Here is a 15,718-nt window from a genome sequence, read left to right as displayed (position 1 = left end):
CTGCCGTCGGCGAACTCACCGTTTTGAAAGAGCATTGACATGAAAACCGCAGAGACCACACACAAGCCAACGCTGCTCGATCGTCGACGTCTCGTTCTGGGGTTGTCCGGAGCCGCTGTCGCGGTTGCTTCGACGGCAGCATCCGCGAAGCCGGAGCGCGACGAACACGCCGCCGCCAGCGCCTATCCGGTCACCTACCATCGAACCGCAACCGTCGATGGCATCAAGATCTTCTACCGCGAGGCCGGGCCGAAAGATGCGCCGGTGGTGCTGCTGCTGCACGGCTTCCCGACCTCCTCGCACATGTTCCGCAACCTGATCCCGGCGCTTGCCGACAAGTACCACGTGATCGCTCCGGACTATCCCGGCTACGGCCAGAGCGACATGCCGCCGCGCACGACATTCAAATACACCTTCGACCGCTTCGGCGAACTGGTCGGCGGCTTGCTCGACCAGGTCGGCGTCAAGCGCTATGCGATGTATGTGATGGACTACGGTGCTCCGGTGGGCTGGCGCCTCGCGCTCAAGAATCCCGAGCGCATCACCGGGCTGATCGTGCAGAACGGCAACGCCTATGACGAGGGGCTGAAGGAGTTCTGGGATCCGATCAAGAAATATTGGGCCGACGGGTCTGACGCGAGCCGGCAGGCGTTGATGAAGCTGGTCACGCTGGAGACGACGAAATTCCAATACACTGATGGCATGTCCGACGTGAGCCGCATCTCACCGGACAACTGGGTGCAGGATCAGGCGTTGCTCGATCGTCCGGGCAACAACGAAATCCAGATGGACCTGTTCTACGACTACCGGACCAATCTGCCGCTGTACCCGGCGGTGCAGGCTTATTTCCGCAAGCACCAGCCGCCGACATTGATCGTCTGGGGCAAGAACGATTTCATCTTCCCCGCCGACGGCGCGCATCCTTACAAGCGCGACCTGACGCAGGTGGAGTTTCATCTGGTCAACTCAGGCCATTTCCTGCTCGAGGACAGGTTCGACGAGGTCACTCCCCTGATCCGCGACTTCCTCGCCCGAAAGATTGTCTGATGCTTCCAAAGGAACGATCATGAACGCCGCCCTCGATATCATGGCCGTTCTGGCGGCCTCAACACTGTTTGCATCGGCGGCGATCGGCCAGAGCGCCCGCGACGTGCGCGGGCCCTCTCCGCTGGTTGCGATCGAGAACGAGCCGCCGGCCCGCCTGATCATCGATCCGCCGCTGGCCGAACAACTGGCGCACGGGCTCGTCTTCATCCAGTACACCACGGAAAATCTCCGTGTCGTGCCGGTGTTCGGCAAAGGCGCGCTCGACGTGTCGCCGCGCATCGGCCACCTCCATGTCACGGTCGACGATGCGCCCTGGCATTTCGTCGATGCCAGTGGCGAGACCGTGATCGTGGTCGGACTACCGCCGGGCCCGCACAAAGTTCTTTTCGAGTTGGCCGATCCCACGCACCGCGTGATCGACAGCAAGACCGTCAGCTTCGAGATACCGGTGCCCGCGCCGAGAAAGTAACCCCGCGGCTGCGGCGTTTGGCCCGGTTTCACAATACTGCAACACGCGATCCGCATAAGGCGTGCGTCCGCAAACAGGAGACGCACATGCGCGCGATTTTTCTCAGCACCGTCGCAACGGTCATTCTCGCCGCGAGCTCCGCGCTCGCGCAGAGCGAGGGTGAATTCCCCGCCAAGCTCGCCGGCCACGTGGTAATGCCGGCCGCGACTTTCATCGACGCCCCCGCCGATGCCCCTGCCGATCTCAAGACCTCCGGCAAATACACCACCGGCAAGCGGGTCGACGCGCTCGGCACCGTGATGGGCAAGTCGTATGAGCGGGCTACCGGCGTGTCGCTGCCGTTCAAGGGGCAGCCGCTGCAGGGCCATTCCGGCATCAAGCACATGCCCGACGGCAGCTACTGGGTGATCACCGACAACGGCATGGGCGCGCGCGCCAACTCGCCGGATTCGATGCTGTACCTGAACCGCTACAAGATGGACTGGGCCGGCGGCAAGATCGAGCGGCTGGAAACGATCTTCCTGCACGATCCCGACAGGAAGGTTCCGTTCCGCATCGTGCACGAGGACACCGAGAGGCGCTATCTCACCGGCTCCGACTTCGACACCGAAGGCTTCCAGATCATCGGCGACACCTTCTGGATCGGCGATGAGTTCGGCCCCTACATCCTCAAGGCCGACAAATCAGGCAAGATCCTCGGCGTGTTCGATACGGTTGCCGACGGCAAGCCGGTGCGCTCACCGGATCATTGGGCGGTGGCGACGCCGGGCGCGCCGGGTGCGACCTACACCAACGTCAACCTCCGCCGCTCCAAGGGCTATGAAGGCTTCGCCTCCTCCAAGGACGGCAAGTTCCTCTACGGCCTGCTCGAGGGACCGCTGTGGGACGCCGACAAGAAGGATTGGGAGAAGGTCGACGGCAAGGAAGCCTCCCGCATCCTCGAATTCGACGTCGCCGCCGAGAAGTTCACCGGCCGCTATTGGCAATATGTGTTCGAGCAGACCGGCAACGCCATCGGCGATTTCAACATGATCGACCAGGCCTCCGGCCTCATCATCGAGCGCGACAACGGCGAAGGCACGGCCGACAAGGCCTGTCCGCAAGGCACCCGCGCCGAGAATTGCTTCCCGGATCTCGCCAAGTTCAAGCGCGTCTACAAGATCGAGCTCACCGACGCCAACGTCGGCAAGCCCGTGCGCAAGATCGGCTATATCGATCTTCTGAAGATCAGAGATCCCGACAAGAAGGCGAGGAAGCCGCTCAATGACGGCGTCTACACCTTCCCGTTCTTCACCATCGAAAACGTAGATCGCGTCGACGACACCCACATCATTGTCGGCAACGACAACAACCTGCCGTTCTCCTCCAGCCGCGATCCCAACAAGGCCGACGACGACGAGTTCATGCTGCTGGAGGTCGCGGACTTCCTGAAGGCGAAGTAGGGCGGTCTCTCGTCTGCCTCTCCCCGCTTGCGGGGAGAGGATTGGAACCAACGTCGGCGTCTCACCCTCCGTCATTGCGAGCGCAGCGAAGCAATCCATAATCTTTCCGCGGAGGAAGCCTGGATTGCTTCGCTGCGCTCGCAATGACGAGGATAGAGTCCATTTCCGCACTCTCGATGAGTTCGAGGAAACGTCACCGCACCGTAAACTCCACCGGGATCGAAAAGCTCATCGCGCCGTTCCTGATCTCATCCGGGAACGGTGGAAACGGCGAGGCTTGGCGGATCATCGACATGGCCTGGGCATCGAAAGCGGCAACACCGGACGAACCGCCGATGCGGCTGGACGTAACCTGCCCGCTCCTGGTGAGGGTGAAGCTCAGCCTGGCGACGCCGCGCTGACCGCCGCCACCGCTTGGATAGGAGTGGAAGCGCATCAGATGCGCACGGACACGTTGATTGTAGGATGCGACCACAGAGGCCACCGCGCCAGCGCTCTGGGCCGATGCCAGAGGCGCCTCGCGCTCGGCGCGCGGGGCTGCGCTGGTGCGCGGCGCGGGCGTCGCATCGGACGGTTTCTTGGCCTCGCGGCGAACCACCTTGGGCTTCAAAGAGGCCGGCTTTTCGACCGGCACGATCTTCGCGGGCTCCGGCTTGGCCGGGGTCGGCTCAAGCTTCTGCTCCGGCGGCGCCACGACATCAGCCTTTTCCTGCGGCGGCGTCGGAGCAATGGTCTCGGCGACCATCTGCTGCTGCACGGGCTCCGGCGGCGAAGCGTCCGCCTCCTGCATCACCGGTCCCGGCGCGACATCGTCCTGCGTCGACTGCGGCGCCGAGGTCACCTGTGCCATGTCGACCATGATCGCCGGCAGGCTGACGCCCTGCTCCGGTTGCGACCTGATCCAATTCATCGCAAGCAGCGCGACGGCCAGATGCAACATCACGATTACCGCCGCCGAGAGGCCCCAGCGCGCGGCTTCGCGCTCTCGAAGCGGTTCGTGAAGGGCGAAGGCGTTGGCGCTCATCAACTGCGTCCATCGAGGCCGACGAGGGCGACCTTGAGATAGCCGGCATTGCGCAAGGTGTTCATCACCTCCATCAGGTCGCCATAGGAGACGGCCTTGTCGGCGCGCAGATAGATCCGCTCGTCCTTGCGGCCTTTGGTGGCGGCATCGAGCGAGGTGCCGAGCACCTCGCGAGCGATGATGTCTTCGCCGACCGCGATGGACAGGTCCGGCTTGACGGTGACGAAGACCGGCTTGTCGGGCCGCGGCGCCGGCTCGGCCGCGGTAGCCGGCAGATCGACGCCGATGTCGACGGTGGCGAGAGGGGCCGCCACCATGAAGATGATCAGCAGCACCAACATCACGTCGATGAACGGCGTGACGTTGATCTCATTGACGACGTCGAGATCACCCGGGTCGCCGCGCGAGCCGAGCTTCGATGCGCCGAGCTTTGCGCCCATGGCCTACTCCGCCGCCCGTTCCAGGCGGAATTCCCGGTGGTCGCGCTGGCGGCTGACCAGCAACATGAGCTGCGCCGAAGCGTCGCCGAGCAGCGCGCGATAATTGGCGATGCCGCGAACGAGGTGATTGTAGATCACGACCGCCGGGATCGCCGCGACGAGGCCGAGCGCGGTGGCAAGCAGCGCCTCCGCGATGCCAGGCGCGACAACCGCAAGGCTGGTGGTGTGGCTCTCGGAGATGCCGATGAAGGCGTTCATGATGCCCCAGACGGTGCCGAACAGGCCGACGAAGGGCGCGGTGGCGCCAATGGTCGCGAGCACGCCGGTGCCGCGCGCGATCTGCCTGGACATCGCCGCCTCGACCCGCTCGAGCCGCAGCGCCACGCGCTCCTGGAGACCATCGTCGAGGATGCCGCCGGAGAGTTCGGCTTCCCTGGCGCAGGACTGAACGAGTTGGGCGACCGCGTCGTGTGCGCCGCCGACCCGCTCGGCCGCCTCGGTCAACCTGATGTTGCCTTCGAGGGCGCGCGTTCGCTGTAAGGCTCGCGCGCCCTTGCGGCGGAGCTCGATGGACTTGGCAAGCCATACCGTCCAGGTCACCAGCGAAGCTATGGCCAGGCCGACCATCACCGCCTTCACGACGATGTCGGCTCCCATGAACATGCCCCAAGGCGACAGATTACGCGGCAGCAGCGCTTCGTCGATCGCGAAGGCGGGCGCCGGCGAAAGCGCCAGCGCAATTGCCACGATCATTCGCCGAAGCCCGAATATGCCCTGCATCCTGATCTCCCGACAGACAGAAAGACGCTACGCCGCGATCCGGTCCGCAAGCTGCCGGAACCGCGCGAGCTGGTCGCCGCGCAGCGCCCGCGTCTCGTCGCGGCCGACAAAGACCTTGAACATGATGCCGCCCTCGGCGTTGACGAACGCGACGAAGGCCGACGACTTCCCCATGAACGGACGCTCGACGAAGGCGACGCCTGCGCAGCGCTCGTGGCGGAGATGGCCGTGCAGGCCGTTCGGCTGCATCAGGTTGAAATAGCCGCGCCCGATCTCACCGGCGGGAATGGCGCCGGTGAATTCGAAGATCGCATCGTCGGTGTGCACGATTAGTGTGACCTCGCCCCACGCCGCGATATCCTGCATGGCGGCGGCGAAGTGCTCGCCGCTACCAATGCGCACCATCGCGGGCGGCAGCGCCTCGATCACGCTGCGCGGGGTAACGTTGAGCTCGCGCGCGACGTCCTCGATCACTGCGCCGGGATTGTCGGCCATGTGCGCCTTGAGGTCGGCGAGATCGGTGCTCGGCATGTCCGGCTCCTTGTCTTCGCTCAGGCCGCCGCGGCGGTGCGCTCGCTCTGGATCACCTCAAAGCCTTCGAATTTGGGATGGCCGAGATACAGGCTCTCGCCGGTCTGATTGTCGGCGCGGGCATGGGCGCGGCGAAATTGGTCCGAGCGCGTCCAGGCCTCGAACGCCGCCTTGTCCACCCAAGTCGTGTGCGACGAATAGAGCGTGTGGTCCTCCGCCTCCGGTCCCTTCAGCAGGTGAAACTCGACGAAGCCCGGCATGCTGCCGAGATAGGATTCACGGGTGGCCCAGACGGTTTCGAACGCGGTCTCCGCGCCCTTCTTCACCTGGAAACGATTCATGGCGATGAACATCAAAGTCTCTCCTCCTGATCAAAACAAAACGTGCCGAAGCCGCGCTGGAGCATCAGCGCGGCCCCGCGGGATTGGCGGTGTTGCGGGCCCTCGCCTACGCACCTCCAAAATGGATCTTCATGCCGGCCTTGTAGACCCTGCCCGGACCCGCGCTCGACCACAGTACGTCGTTCTGCGTGGTGCCGTCGGTCGAACTGCCGGGAATGGCGTAAGGCCGGTAGTACTGGTTCAAGAGATTGTCGATCGAGGCCGAGAACACGATGTCCCGAGTCGCATTGTAGGTCATGTACAGATTGACCAGCTCGTAGCCGGTCGCGGGCAGATAGCCGGCGGGCACGTCGTTGTTGGCGCCGTACGAGGCCCACTGCGCCGTCAGTATCAGGCTGCGATCGAGCAGGCGGACACCGCCGGTCGTGACGACCTTGCGCGGGGTGACGGTGGCGAGCCCGACATTGGTGACGGCGTTCTTGCCCTGGATGTAATGGCCGGCGACACCGATGAACCAGCTGCCGGCATCGTACATCGTCTCCGCCTCGAAGCCCTGGATGCGGGCCTGCGCGATGTTCTGGTACTGGTAGTACTGGCTGAAAGAGCCGAACGGCGGCACCGCGACCGGCGCCGAGGCGACGAGGTCGATATAGTCGCTGACGTCGTTGCGGAACAGATTGATCTTGCCGCGGAAGGAGTCGGAGGCCGAGAAGATGTTGTCGTACTTCAGATTGAAGCCGACTTCCTTGTTCTTGCCGACCTCGGGACGCAGGTTCGGGTTCGGCAGGAAGCAGAACAGGCCGACGGTGCCGTCGGGACAGGGGAAGAAGGCCGGTCCGCCGCCGGTCGCATGCGCGCCGGAGATCACGGTTTCAGTGATCGACGGGGCGCGATAGCCTTCGGCATAGCTCACATAGGGCTGGAAGCCGGGAACGGGCGTGACGCCGAGGGTGATCTTCGGCGAGAAACGGTCCCCGCTGCCGTTGGTCTTGTCCGACTCCAGATCGTAACGATCATAACGGATCGCGCTCACCGCCTCGAACCAGGTGCTGTAATTCTGCTTCAATTGCAGGAATCCGCCGGACACGGTGCGGATGCCGCTCGGCGTGGTGATGTTGGAATTGCCGCGGCTGTCGGTCGTGATCACGTCGTCCTGGAACGCGTCGAAGCCGACCGTGAGGGCGTTGCGCCAGTCGCCGACGTTGAACCGCGTGGTGTTGTTGGCGTCGATGCCGTAGGTATTGAGGACATAGCCGCGCTTGTCGCCGACGCAGCCGGAGATGTTGTTGCCGAAATTTCCGGTGCCGCACAGGGCCGCACCCGAGGTCGAATAGTGGTAGGTCTTGGTCTGGTCGTTGTCGACGCGGTTGCCGTAGACCGACATGTGCCAGTCGAACAGATTGTCGCTCGGCAGCGCATAATTCCAGGTGACCGTGCCGGTGTAGTTCTTGGCGTCGGAAGCGTAGACCGACGAGCCCTGATAGAGCGCACGCTGGGCTGCGGTCGCGACGGGCCCTCTGTTGAACTGGCCGACATCGTATTGATAGTCCTGGAAGATGGCGCCGAACTTCACCTCATGGCCGAGGGCGGGACGCACCGTGAGCTTCATCAGGCCGCTCTCGACCTGGTTGCCGGTGTTGCCGATCTCGGTACCGTTGCCGTCCTTGTAATTGCCCTGGGTACGATAGACCGCGCCACCGAAGATATCGACGTCCGGCGTGGCGCGCACGCCTCCGAACACCGAGCCGAGGCCGCGATTGTTGTTGGAGCCGTAGGACGCCGAGAGATCGACACCCCAGCGCTCGCCGGGACGCAACACGTCGTCGATGTCCTTGGTGCGGAACGAGACCAGGCCGCCGATCGCGCCGGAGCCGTAGATGTTCGCGGTCGGACCGCGCACGACGTCGACGCCGCCGACCAGTTCGGGATCGAGGAAGAACGAGCCGCTCGCATTGTGGCCGGTGCGCTGGTAATTCTGGCGCGCACCATCGACGACCACCGCAACGCGCCCAAATTCCTGCAGACCACGGATGTTGATGACTGTCGCGGGATCATCGCCGCGCTCCTGGAACGAGACGCCGGGCACCGCATAGAAGATGCCCGACAGCCGGTTGGGCTGAATTCCCTGGATCTGATCGAGAGAAATGGAGCTGACGGGCGCGAGCGAGTCGATGGCGCGCTCCTTGGTCTTCGTTGCGGCTGCGGTGATGGTGTCGAGCGCCTGGACCTGAGTCGTGCCGCCGGCCTGGGCCCGGGCGTCGAGGAGATCCGGCGTCGCCTGCTGCGCGACTGGCGGCTTGGCCTGCTTGCGCCTGGCCTGCTTCGGCCGTTCCGTCGACGCGCGTTCGGCTTGCGGCGATGCGGTCTGCGCAAGACCGCCCTCAGTCGTCAATGCCGCAAATGAAACCACCGACGCACCTAAAATCAAGGCACGCGAATACCTAGCCCCGTCAGCCATATCAGCCCCAGCCTGCACTTCACTCTAATTTTTCGGGTCTTCTGGCTGGCGTGCGTTCGCAACGCGAACGACTGGCTGGCTAATTTTCTCGAGACGCGGGCAAGTCGCCCCGCGCCATAATTGGTTACGTGGCAACCCTCTGACGGTCAATGTCACAAGGTTGCAATTTATATCGATTGTAAATTGCAGCCGTTGGAATGCGCTTCGTGCCGCCTGTACAAACGAGCAGCACTCCAGAGTTTCGAAAGCGCATCACACCCAACATGTCAGCAACATCAGGAGACGGCGGCAGCAGCGCGGCGGGGTCGGCAGCAAACCCTTCTGCGGCAACGAGAACGCTCACCATGCGCGGGAGCCGGATCGACAGTCGCGAGCTGTTTGCGGCCGAGCGCGAGATCATCATCGCGCATGGCGAGGACAGCTATCGGCTTCGCCTGACCTCGCAGAACAAGCTGATCCTGACGAAGTAATACGCAATGACATTTAGCCGCACCCTCAAATGCCTCCTGCTCTCCAGTGGGATCGCGCTCGCGCCAGTCGCACACGCCGCCGGCATCACCGTGCATGACGCGCGCAATCGCGACATCGCCGTGACCGACGTCGCGCGCACGGTTTCGATCGGCGGCGCCATCACCGAGATCATCTATGCGCTCGGGCTCGAGAACCGGCTCGTCGGCATCGACACCACGAGCCTCTATCCAGCAGCGGCGCTGCACGACAAACCCAATGTCGGCTACATGCGCCAGATCTCGGCCGAGGGCGTGATCGGCCTCAACCCCACCCTGATCCTGGCGATCCAGGGCTCAGGACCGCGCGAGACCATGGACATCCTGGAGACGGCGAATGTGCCGTTGGTGCTGGTGCCCGAGACCTTCTCCGAAGACGGCCTCGTCGAGAAGATCAAGCTGGTCGGCCACGCCATGGGCGTCGATGCGCGGGCAGAGTGCCTGGCGACCGCCGTCGGCGACGATCTCAAGCAGCTCCGCGCGTTGCGCGCCAAGGTGACGAAGCCGGTACGGGTGATGTTCGTCATGTCGCTTCTGAACGGGCGGGCCATGGTCGCCGGCCACAAGACCGCTGCCGACGAGATCATCCAGCTCGCCGGCGCCACCAACGCCGTCGACGATTACGAGGGCTACAAGAACATTGGAGACGAGGCGATCGTGGCCGCCAGGCCCGACGTCGTGCTGTCGATCGAGCGCGGCAAGGATTCGCTCCAGGCCGATGCGGTCTACTCCCATCCCGGCTTTGCCCTGACGCCGGTCGCGGCCAACAAGAGCTTCATCACGATGGACGGGCTCTATCTGCTCGGCTTCGGACCGCGCACGGCGGCGGCGGCACGTGATCTCTCGGTCAAGCTCTATCCGGCATTGGCCGAAGGCGGGGCGTTCACCTCGGCGCTGCCGGCGGCGAATTGCCGGCAATGAGCGTGGCGATCGGCACTGAAGCGCGGAGCTTGGGACGACGCGCCAGCGCGCGACGGCGGGCCGCATCGCTCGCCATCCCCCTCCTGATCGCGGTGCTCGCGGTCGCCGCGATCGTGGCGCTTGGCTTTGGCGCCGCCGGCATTCCCCTATCCCGCCTGCCTGCCGCACTCGGGCTGTCGGGCGAAGGCACGGCCATGACGGCCCGCGACCAGCTCGTGCTGTGGTCGATCCGCGTCCCCCGGATCGCGGCAACGGCAATGGTCGGCGGCCTGCTCGCCGCGGCCGGCGCGATCATGCAAGGACTGTTTCGCAACCCGCTCGCCGATCCCGCGCTGGTCGGCGTCTCCAGCGGCGGTGCGCTCGCAGCCGCAAGCGCGATCGTCTTCACCGATTCGCGCTTCGGCGAGATGCTGCGCTTCCTCCAGACCGAGCTGCTGCCGCTCGCGGCGTTCGCGGGATCGCTGGCCACGACCGCGATTCTCTACGGCATCTCGAGCCGATCGGGTCGCACCTCGATCGCGGTCTTCCTGCTCGCCGGCGTCGCCATCACCGCGATCGCCAATGCCGGCATCGGACTTCTTGTCTTCGTCGCCGACGACCGTCAGCTCCGCGACATCACGTTCTGGATGCTGGGCTCAATGAGCGGCGTGACCTGGACCAAGGCCGCCGTGCTCGCGCCGATCCTCATCACCGGGCTTGCCGCCTGCACCTTCATCGCGCGCGGCCTCGATCTCCTGGTGCTCGGCGAGGCCGACGCCTTTCACGGCGGCGTCGACGTCGAGCGTCTCAAGCGGATCTCGATCGTCTTGGTCTCCGCCATGACCGGCGTCGCGGTGTCGATCAGCGGCGTCATCGGCTTCGTCGGCATCGTCGTGCCGCATCTGCTCCGTCTCGTCATTGGACCTGCGCATCGGCTGCTGTTGCCGGCCTCGGTACTATCAGGCGCGATCCTGATGGTCGGCGCCGACACGCTGGCGCGCACCATCGTGGCGCCGGCGGAGATGCCGATCGGCATTCTGACCGCAGCGGTCGGCGCGCCGGTGTTCCTCTTCATCCTGCTGCGGCAGCGCGGGCTCGCCTCGCTATGACTGCCGTGATCGAGGCGCGGGCTTTAAGCAAGCGCGCCGGCCGCGCGACGTTGCTCGATGGTGTCGGCCTGACGGTTGCGGCCGGCGAGATGGTCGCAATCATTGGCCCGAACGGCGCCGGCAAGTCGACCCTGCTGCGGCTGCTCTCCGGCGATCTCCGCCCGAACGAGGGTGCGGTCCGCCTCAAGCAGCGCAATATCAGCAGCTATGCGCCGCGTGAACTCGCCGCGCGCCGCGCCATGCTGTCCCAGCACATTAATGTCACCTTCCCCTTCACCGTGGAGGAGATCGTGCTGATGGGCGCGGGCGAGCGCAGCGCGCGTGATGCAGGCTCGCTCGTCGACGCTGCCCTCGACGAGGTTGGGCTGACGCATTTCCGCGAACGGCAATTGCCGACGCTGTCAGGCGGCGAGCAGCAGCGCGCCCATTTCGCCCGCGTGCTGGTGCAGCTCGCCTGCGGCGAAGCCGAGCATGGTCCGGGACTTCTGCTGCTGGACGAGCCGACCTCGAGCCTGGATCTGCGTCATCAGATCGACCTGGTCGAGGCCGCGCGCCGCCGTGCTGCCGGCGGCACGGCCGTGATCGCGATCCTGCACGACCTCAATCTCGCGATCCGCTTCGCCGACCGACTCGTCGTGCTGAACCGAGGCAGGCTCGCCGCCGACGGTCCGCGCGCCGAGGTCGTCACAAGCGAGACCATCCGCGACATCTTCGAGATCGACGCGGTCGTCCATCAGGCCGACGACGGCGTGCCATACGTATTGCCGCAATCGATGCGCGCGGCGGTGGCGGGAACTTAGCGCAGTGCTTCTGCGGAGGCGGTCCGCTCCCTCCCCCGCTTGCGGGGGAAGGTTAGGGAAAGGGTGTCTCCGCAACGGGACAATCCCCTAGAGGAGGGAGCCCTCACCCCAGCCCTCTCCCGCAAGCGGGAGAGGGAGCCGACCTCGTTCGTGACGCGACTGATCCTACCCCGCCGGCACGATCGTTATGCTCTTGTCCTTCGGCCAGCGGATGCGCCAGGCGAAGTTGATATCCTTGACCTCGCCCGGCTTGGCGTCGAACGACCATTCCAGCACGCCGCGCTTGTCGCGGATGTTGCTGGCGGTCGGCGGCGTGGTCGCGGGCAGCATCTCGACGGCGATGTCCTCGCTCTCGCTGACCGGCAGCTGATCCTCGATCGCGACCTTGATCGGGAAGTCGTGGCCGTTGCGGATGGTGGTCTTGAACGTGCGCTCGTCGGTCTTGGACGTCGTGACCAGCAGGCCTGCCGACCCCTCGTTGCGCTTGAGCACGGCGCGCTCGATCTTGATCTTGTCGTCGGCGCCGAAGCCGAGCCGCACGATGTCGTCCTTGGCTGAAGCGGAGAGCTTGCCGCGACCGACGAAAACGCCGTCGCGGTAGATCGCGACCTTGCCAGGCAGCAGCGTCGTGTCGTCGGTCTGCTTGAAGTTGGCTTCGAGGAAGGCGGTGGGGTCGATCACCGGGGCCGCGCGCACCGCGAGATCGGCGGGCACGGTCATGGCCGCGATGCGCATGCTCTTGGCCCCCTCCTGCGCGCCGAGACTGACGCGGCCAGGGATCTTGAACGTGGCCTGGAAGCCGCCAATCTCGGCAACCGCCTGCTGCTCATCGGCACGTTCGCGCGGCTCGGCCGACTCCGCGATCTTGGCCATCGCTGGTGATTGCACCTGGCGCAGAACTGGTGCGGGCCGCGCCAGATCGGAGGCTGAACCCGCCGCCATCGACTTTGGCAGCTGAGGATATTGCGCTACCAGCGAACCGAGTTCCGGCGCACTGCCGCCGCGGCCGATCCGGACAGTGGAGACGCCAAGCGCAACGCTCGACCAATCCTCGCCGGTCGACTGCGTAATCTCGGCGCGACGAACGAGCTCGAGCTGCGGTTTGCGGTCCTTGGCGCCGGTGTCGAGCCGGGCATCGTACAGCGGTACCCAACGCGCATTGCGTACGGCATAAGTCACGCGCAACGTCGCCTTCGTCGCAGCCGACGCGGCAACCTCCATGCGAACCTCGAGCTTGCTCGGCGGCTTGGCCTTGCGCTCGACCTCGAATTGGGCGATCTGCCGGTCGATCTCCCGCATCTTGCGCGTGGCGTCACGGACGGCGGTATCGGCGCTCGCAATTTCTTCGCCGACCGCAGCAAAGGCCGCGCGCCATTCCGTGATGGGCCGCGCCTCGCCCTTGTCGCCGATACCCGCGGGAGAGGCTTCCGCAAAGTGCTCCGCAAACTTGCGCCGCGCATTCGCCGAGTCGATCGCGCCTTGCAAATCGGCGCGCTGATCGTTCAAGGCCTCGATGCGCTTGTCCAGCTCGGGCAGGTTGACCGGCGCGGCGCGCGGCGACCGCGCATCGATCGTGCCGATGGTGAGCTTTGCGCCGCCCTCACCCTCGACCCGGATGGAGGAGGTATCGAGACCAAGCGGGAAGTCCTTGGCAACCAGCGTCGAATCTCCGGACGGCAGGTCGACCGTGATGACACGGGTGACGGTGGCGCCGTCGGGGTAAACCGTGACGGTGTCGATCGCCGATGTGGCGTCCAGGTCGGCGGCCCATGACGGTGCCGCCGCCGCCATGGTGACCAGAACCAGACTAGTCGTCGCCAGATATCTTGCGGTGATGCGCATGAAGTCCCTCCTGCCGTATCGCCGCGCCGCCAGCCGGACGCGCGCGATCAAATGCCTCGCCAACATGGTTGGACGCGGCAGGGAAGGAACTGGTTCGATTGGGGTTTCCGTGGGGCGCCGCGACGGCGGCACCAAGGCCGCGGAACGTGTCGCAGTGCCGACAGGTCTTAGGCCTAAACCGACGCCCCCTGTCCGAAGATGCGGCGGAGCAGATCGGTCACGTTCCTGGCCCCGGCTTTCTTGAGGATGCCGGCGCGATAACCCTCGACGGTCCGCGCGCTCAGATGCATGCGCCGGGCGATCTCCTTGTTGGTGAGGCCGGCAGCGAGGTGCTCGAGCACGTCGCCTTCACGCTCGGTCAAGGGCTCGCAGCCGGGCAGCCAGCGCTGCCGGCTCGTGCCGGGTTGCGCGCATTCGTCGATGGCGGCGTCGATCCGGCCGATGATGTCGTGGGTGCGGAACGGCTTTTCGATGAAGTCGGCCGCGCCGCTCTTGATGGCGTCGACCGCCATGGCGATGCTGCCATTCGCCGAGGTCACCAGCACCGGCGCCATGCAGTTTTCCTCCCGCAGCCGCCTCAGCATATCGAGGCCGGAGCGATCGGGCGGCAGCTCGATCAGCACGCAGGCCGGCATCCGCGCCTTTGCTTCGGACAGGAGTGAGGCACCGTCAGCGAAGCAGATCACATCATAGGCGCTCTGTTGAAGCGCGGTCGAAAGTTGTTCGCGGGAGGCAGCGTCGGTGTCGACGACGAATACCTCACCCTTGGAAAGCGTGTTTCCCGGCATAATCCCGATCCAGCAATGTCTTGGTCAAATGAAACGAGACGGACGAAGGCCCCATCGCGCCCCGCCGTCGCAAGCACGGCATTGGCGCCGGTGCTTCGGTTTTCGTTATGTATATTCCGCCCTGTTCCCGGATTTGACGGATCGAGACAGAAACTTTACATTTCGGGACATCTGCGGGAATGGCTGGCAGGAACGGTTCGCATGACGGACCTCATTCGCAGCGCAGGCTTGAGCTATTACCCGGAGATCGCCCGGTCGGTCGGGCTCGATCCCAAACAAATGATGCGCAAGGCCAGGCTGCCGCTGGCCTGCCTCGACAAGCCCGACACACCCATCGCCGTCGCCGGCCTGCGCCGTCTGCTCGAATTGTCGGCAGAGACGTCCGGCGCCGAAGATTTCGGCTTGCGCCTCGCCGAGCGCGGCGGCCTGACCAATTTCGGCGCGGTCGGCCTGATCGTGCGCGAGCAGGCGACCGTGAGCGAAGCAATCGAAGCATTTTCGCGCTTCATCCACGTCCATCATGACGGGATGCGGCTGGATGTTGCCCGCGACGGGCAGATCGTGACGGTCACGCTGCACCTGCGGGGCCGGCAGCCGATCGCGCCGCGCCAGTCGATCGACATGGCGCTCGGCAGCATCCACCGCATCATCCAGTCGCTATACGGCCAAGACTGGCGGCCGCAGGAGGTCCACCTGCACTATCCGCCGCCGCGCGATCGCAAGCGCTACCGCGAATTCTACGGCTGCCGCGTGACCTTCAACGCCGAGCACGATGCCATCCTCCTCTCGGCGCGCGACATGGAGCGCCGGATTCCGAGCGCGCATCCCCTGATCGCGACTTATCTGCGCAAGCGGATCGAGGCGATCGAGACTCGGCCGGCAAGTTGGGAAGAGAAGGTCGACGAGGTCGTGCGGACCCTGCTCGCTGGCGGCGACTGCACCGTCGAGCGCGTCGCCGAGCATCTTGCCTGTACCCGCCGTACCATTCACCGGCATCTGGCCGAAGCCGGCACCAGCTTCTCGGCCATCTTGGATGCCCAACGCGCCGATCTCGTGATCCAGCTGATCGAGGATCCCGACCGGCCGCTGGCCGACATCGCGACCCAGCTCGGCTTCTCCGCGCAGAGCGCCATGGCGCGCTGGTTTCGCGGGCGGTTCGGCTGCACCATTACCGATTGGCGCAAGGGCGTGCGGCCACAGGGCTCGCCCGCCGATACGCCCTCGGCGACCGCAGCCTGAGC

General features: G+C 65.2%; 16 protein-coding genes. 8 read left to right on the top strand and 8 right to left on the bottom strand.

From position 1 onward, the window contains the following. Nucleotides 1-39: 39 nt before the first annotated feature. The 3 genes from C7G42_RS06820 to C7G42_RS06810 all read left to right on the top strand — a co-directional run bounded on the left by C7G42_RS06820 (nt 40) and on the right by C7G42_RS06810 (nt 2,958). Nucleotides 40-1,047 carry an alpha/beta fold hydrolase gene (locus C7G42_RS06820; protein ID WP_106948215.1) on the top strand — a complete coding sequence of 336 codons (1,008 nt, stop codon included), beginning with the start codon at nt 40-42 and terminating at the stop codon, nt 1,045-1,047. 19 nt (nt 1,048-1,066) lie between these two features. After that, nucleotides 1,067-1,516, top strand: a complete 450-nt coding sequence (locus C7G42_RS06815; RefSeq protein WP_106948214.1) for a DUF6130 family protein — start codon at nt 1,067-1,069, stop codon at nt 1,514-1,516. A gap of 86 nt (nt 1,517-1,602) precedes the next feature. After that, complete coding sequence (locus C7G42_RS06810; protein WP_106948213.1) at nt 1,603-2,958, top strand: esterase-like activity of phytase family protein; 1,356 nt, start codon at nt 1,603-1,605, stop codon at nt 2,956-2,958. 193 nt (nt 2,959-3,151) lie between these two features. On the opposite strand, the gene C7G42_RS06805 is transcribed toward C7G42_RS06810, so the two are convergent. From C7G42_RS06805 to C7G42_RS06780, 6 genes are all read right to left on the bottom strand, one after another. Further along, nucleotides 3,152-3,982, bottom strand: a complete 831-nt coding sequence (locus C7G42_RS06805; protein WP_106948212.1) for a TonB family protein — start codon at nt 3,980-3,982, stop codon at nt 3,152-3,154. Beyond that, the gene (gene exbD / locus C7G42_RS06800; protein ID WP_106948211.1) at nt 3,982-4,422 is read right to left on the bottom strand and encodes a TonB system transport protein ExbD; all 441 of its coding nucleotides are present in this window, start codon (nt 4,420-4,422) and stop codon (nt 3,982-3,984) included. The genes C7G42_RS06805 and exbD overlap by 1 nt, the downstream gene beginning before the upstream one ends. Before the next feature lie 3 nt (nt 4,423-4,425). Continuing rightward, nucleotides 4,426-5,202 (bottom strand): tonB-system energizer ExbB, encoded by a 777-nt coding sequence (gene exbB, locus C7G42_RS06795; RefSeq protein ID WP_106948210.1) that lies wholly within the window; start codon nt 5,200-5,202, stop codon nt 4,426-4,428. 27 nt (nt 5,203-5,229) lie between these two features. Further along, entirely contained in the window at nt 5,230-5,733 is a 504-nt protein-coding gene (gene hutX, locus C7G42_RS06790; protein WP_106948209.1) for a heme utilization cystosolic carrier protein HutX, read from the bottom strand. Between the two features lie 20 nt (nt 5,734-5,753). Next, complete coding sequence (gene hmuQ / locus C7G42_RS06785; protein ID WP_106948208.1) at nt 5,754-6,086, bottom strand: heme-degrading protein HmuQ; 333 nt, start codon at nt 6,084-6,086, stop codon at nt 5,754-5,756. A 94-nt stretch (nt 6,087-6,180) separates the two neighbouring features. Further along, nucleotides 6,181-8,532 carry a TonB-dependent hemoglobin/transferrin/lactoferrin family receptor gene (locus C7G42_RS06780; RefSeq protein WP_199580682.1) on the bottom strand — a complete coding sequence of 784 codons (2,352 nt, stop codon included), beginning with the start codon at nt 8,530-8,532 and terminating at the stop codon, nt 6,181-6,183. A 263-nt stretch (nt 8,533-8,795) separates the two neighbouring features. On the opposite strand from C7G42_RS06780, the gene C7G42_RS35675 reads away from it, so the two are divergent. Genes C7G42_RS35675 through C7G42_RS06760 form a run of 4 tightly spaced genes read left to right on the top strand, consistent with a single transcriptional unit; the run spans nt 8,796 to nt 11,847 of the window. Then, nucleotides 8,796-9,002, top strand: a complete 207-nt coding sequence (locus C7G42_RS35675) for a hemin uptake protein HemP (RefSeq protein WP_106948206.1) — start codon at nt 8,796-8,798, stop codon at nt 9,000-9,002. A 6-nt stretch (nt 9,003-9,008) separates the two neighbouring features. Next, a complete protein-coding gene (locus tag C7G42_RS06770; protein WP_106948205.1) occupies nt 9,009-9,959 on the top strand; it encodes a heme/hemin ABC transporter substrate-binding protein in 951 nt (316 codons plus the stop codon). Further along, nucleotides 9,956-11,047, top strand: coding sequence for a FecCD family ABC transporter permease (locus tag C7G42_RS06765; RefSeq protein WP_106948204.1), 1,092 nt, complete (start codon nt 9,956-9,958; stop codon nt 11,045-11,047). The genes C7G42_RS06770 and C7G42_RS06765 overlap by 4 nt, the downstream gene beginning before the upstream one ends. After that, nucleotides 11,044-11,847, top strand: a complete 804-nt coding sequence (locus C7G42_RS06760; RefSeq protein ID WP_106948203.1) for a heme ABC transporter ATP-binding protein — start codon at nt 11,044-11,046, stop codon at nt 11,845-11,847. Before C7G42_RS06765 ends, C7G42_RS06760 begins: the two co-directional genes overlap by 4 nt. Nucleotides 11,848-12,012: 165 nt before the next feature. Here C7G42_RS06760 and C7G42_RS06755 read toward each other — a convergent pair whose 3' ends face one another. Both C7G42_RS06755 and C7G42_RS06750 read right to left on the bottom strand, forming a co-directional pair. After that, nucleotides 12,013-13,689 carry a mucoidy inhibitor MuiA family protein gene (locus tag C7G42_RS06755; RefSeq protein ID WP_106948883.1) on the bottom strand — a complete coding sequence of 559 codons (1,677 nt, stop codon included), beginning with the start codon at nt 13,687-13,689 and terminating at the stop codon, nt 12,013-12,015. 173 nt (nt 13,690-13,862) lie between these two features. Further along, nucleotides 13,863-14,477 (bottom strand): response regulator transcription factor, encoded by a 615-nt coding sequence (locus C7G42_RS06750; protein ID WP_106948202.1) that lies wholly within the window; start codon nt 14,475-14,477, stop codon nt 13,863-13,865. 201 nt (nt 14,478-14,678) lie between these two features. Between C7G42_RS06750 and C7G42_RS06745 the strand changes: the two genes are divergently transcribed. Continuing rightward, nucleotides 14,679-15,716 carry an AraC family transcriptional regulator gene (locus tag C7G42_RS06745; protein ID WP_106948201.1) on the top strand — a complete coding sequence of 346 codons (1,038 nt, stop codon included), beginning with the start codon at nt 14,679-14,681 and terminating at the stop codon, nt 15,714-15,716. The last annotated feature ends 2 nt before the right edge of the window (nt 15,717-15,718 follow it).

The sequence above is a fragment of the Bradyrhizobium sp. MOS003 genome (genome assembly GCF_003020125.1).
Taxonomy (GTDB): Bacteria; Pseudomonadota; Alphaproteobacteria; order Rhizobiales; family Xanthobacteraceae; genus Bradyrhizobium.
This window is presented reverse-complemented; position numbering and strand designations above follow the sequence as displayed.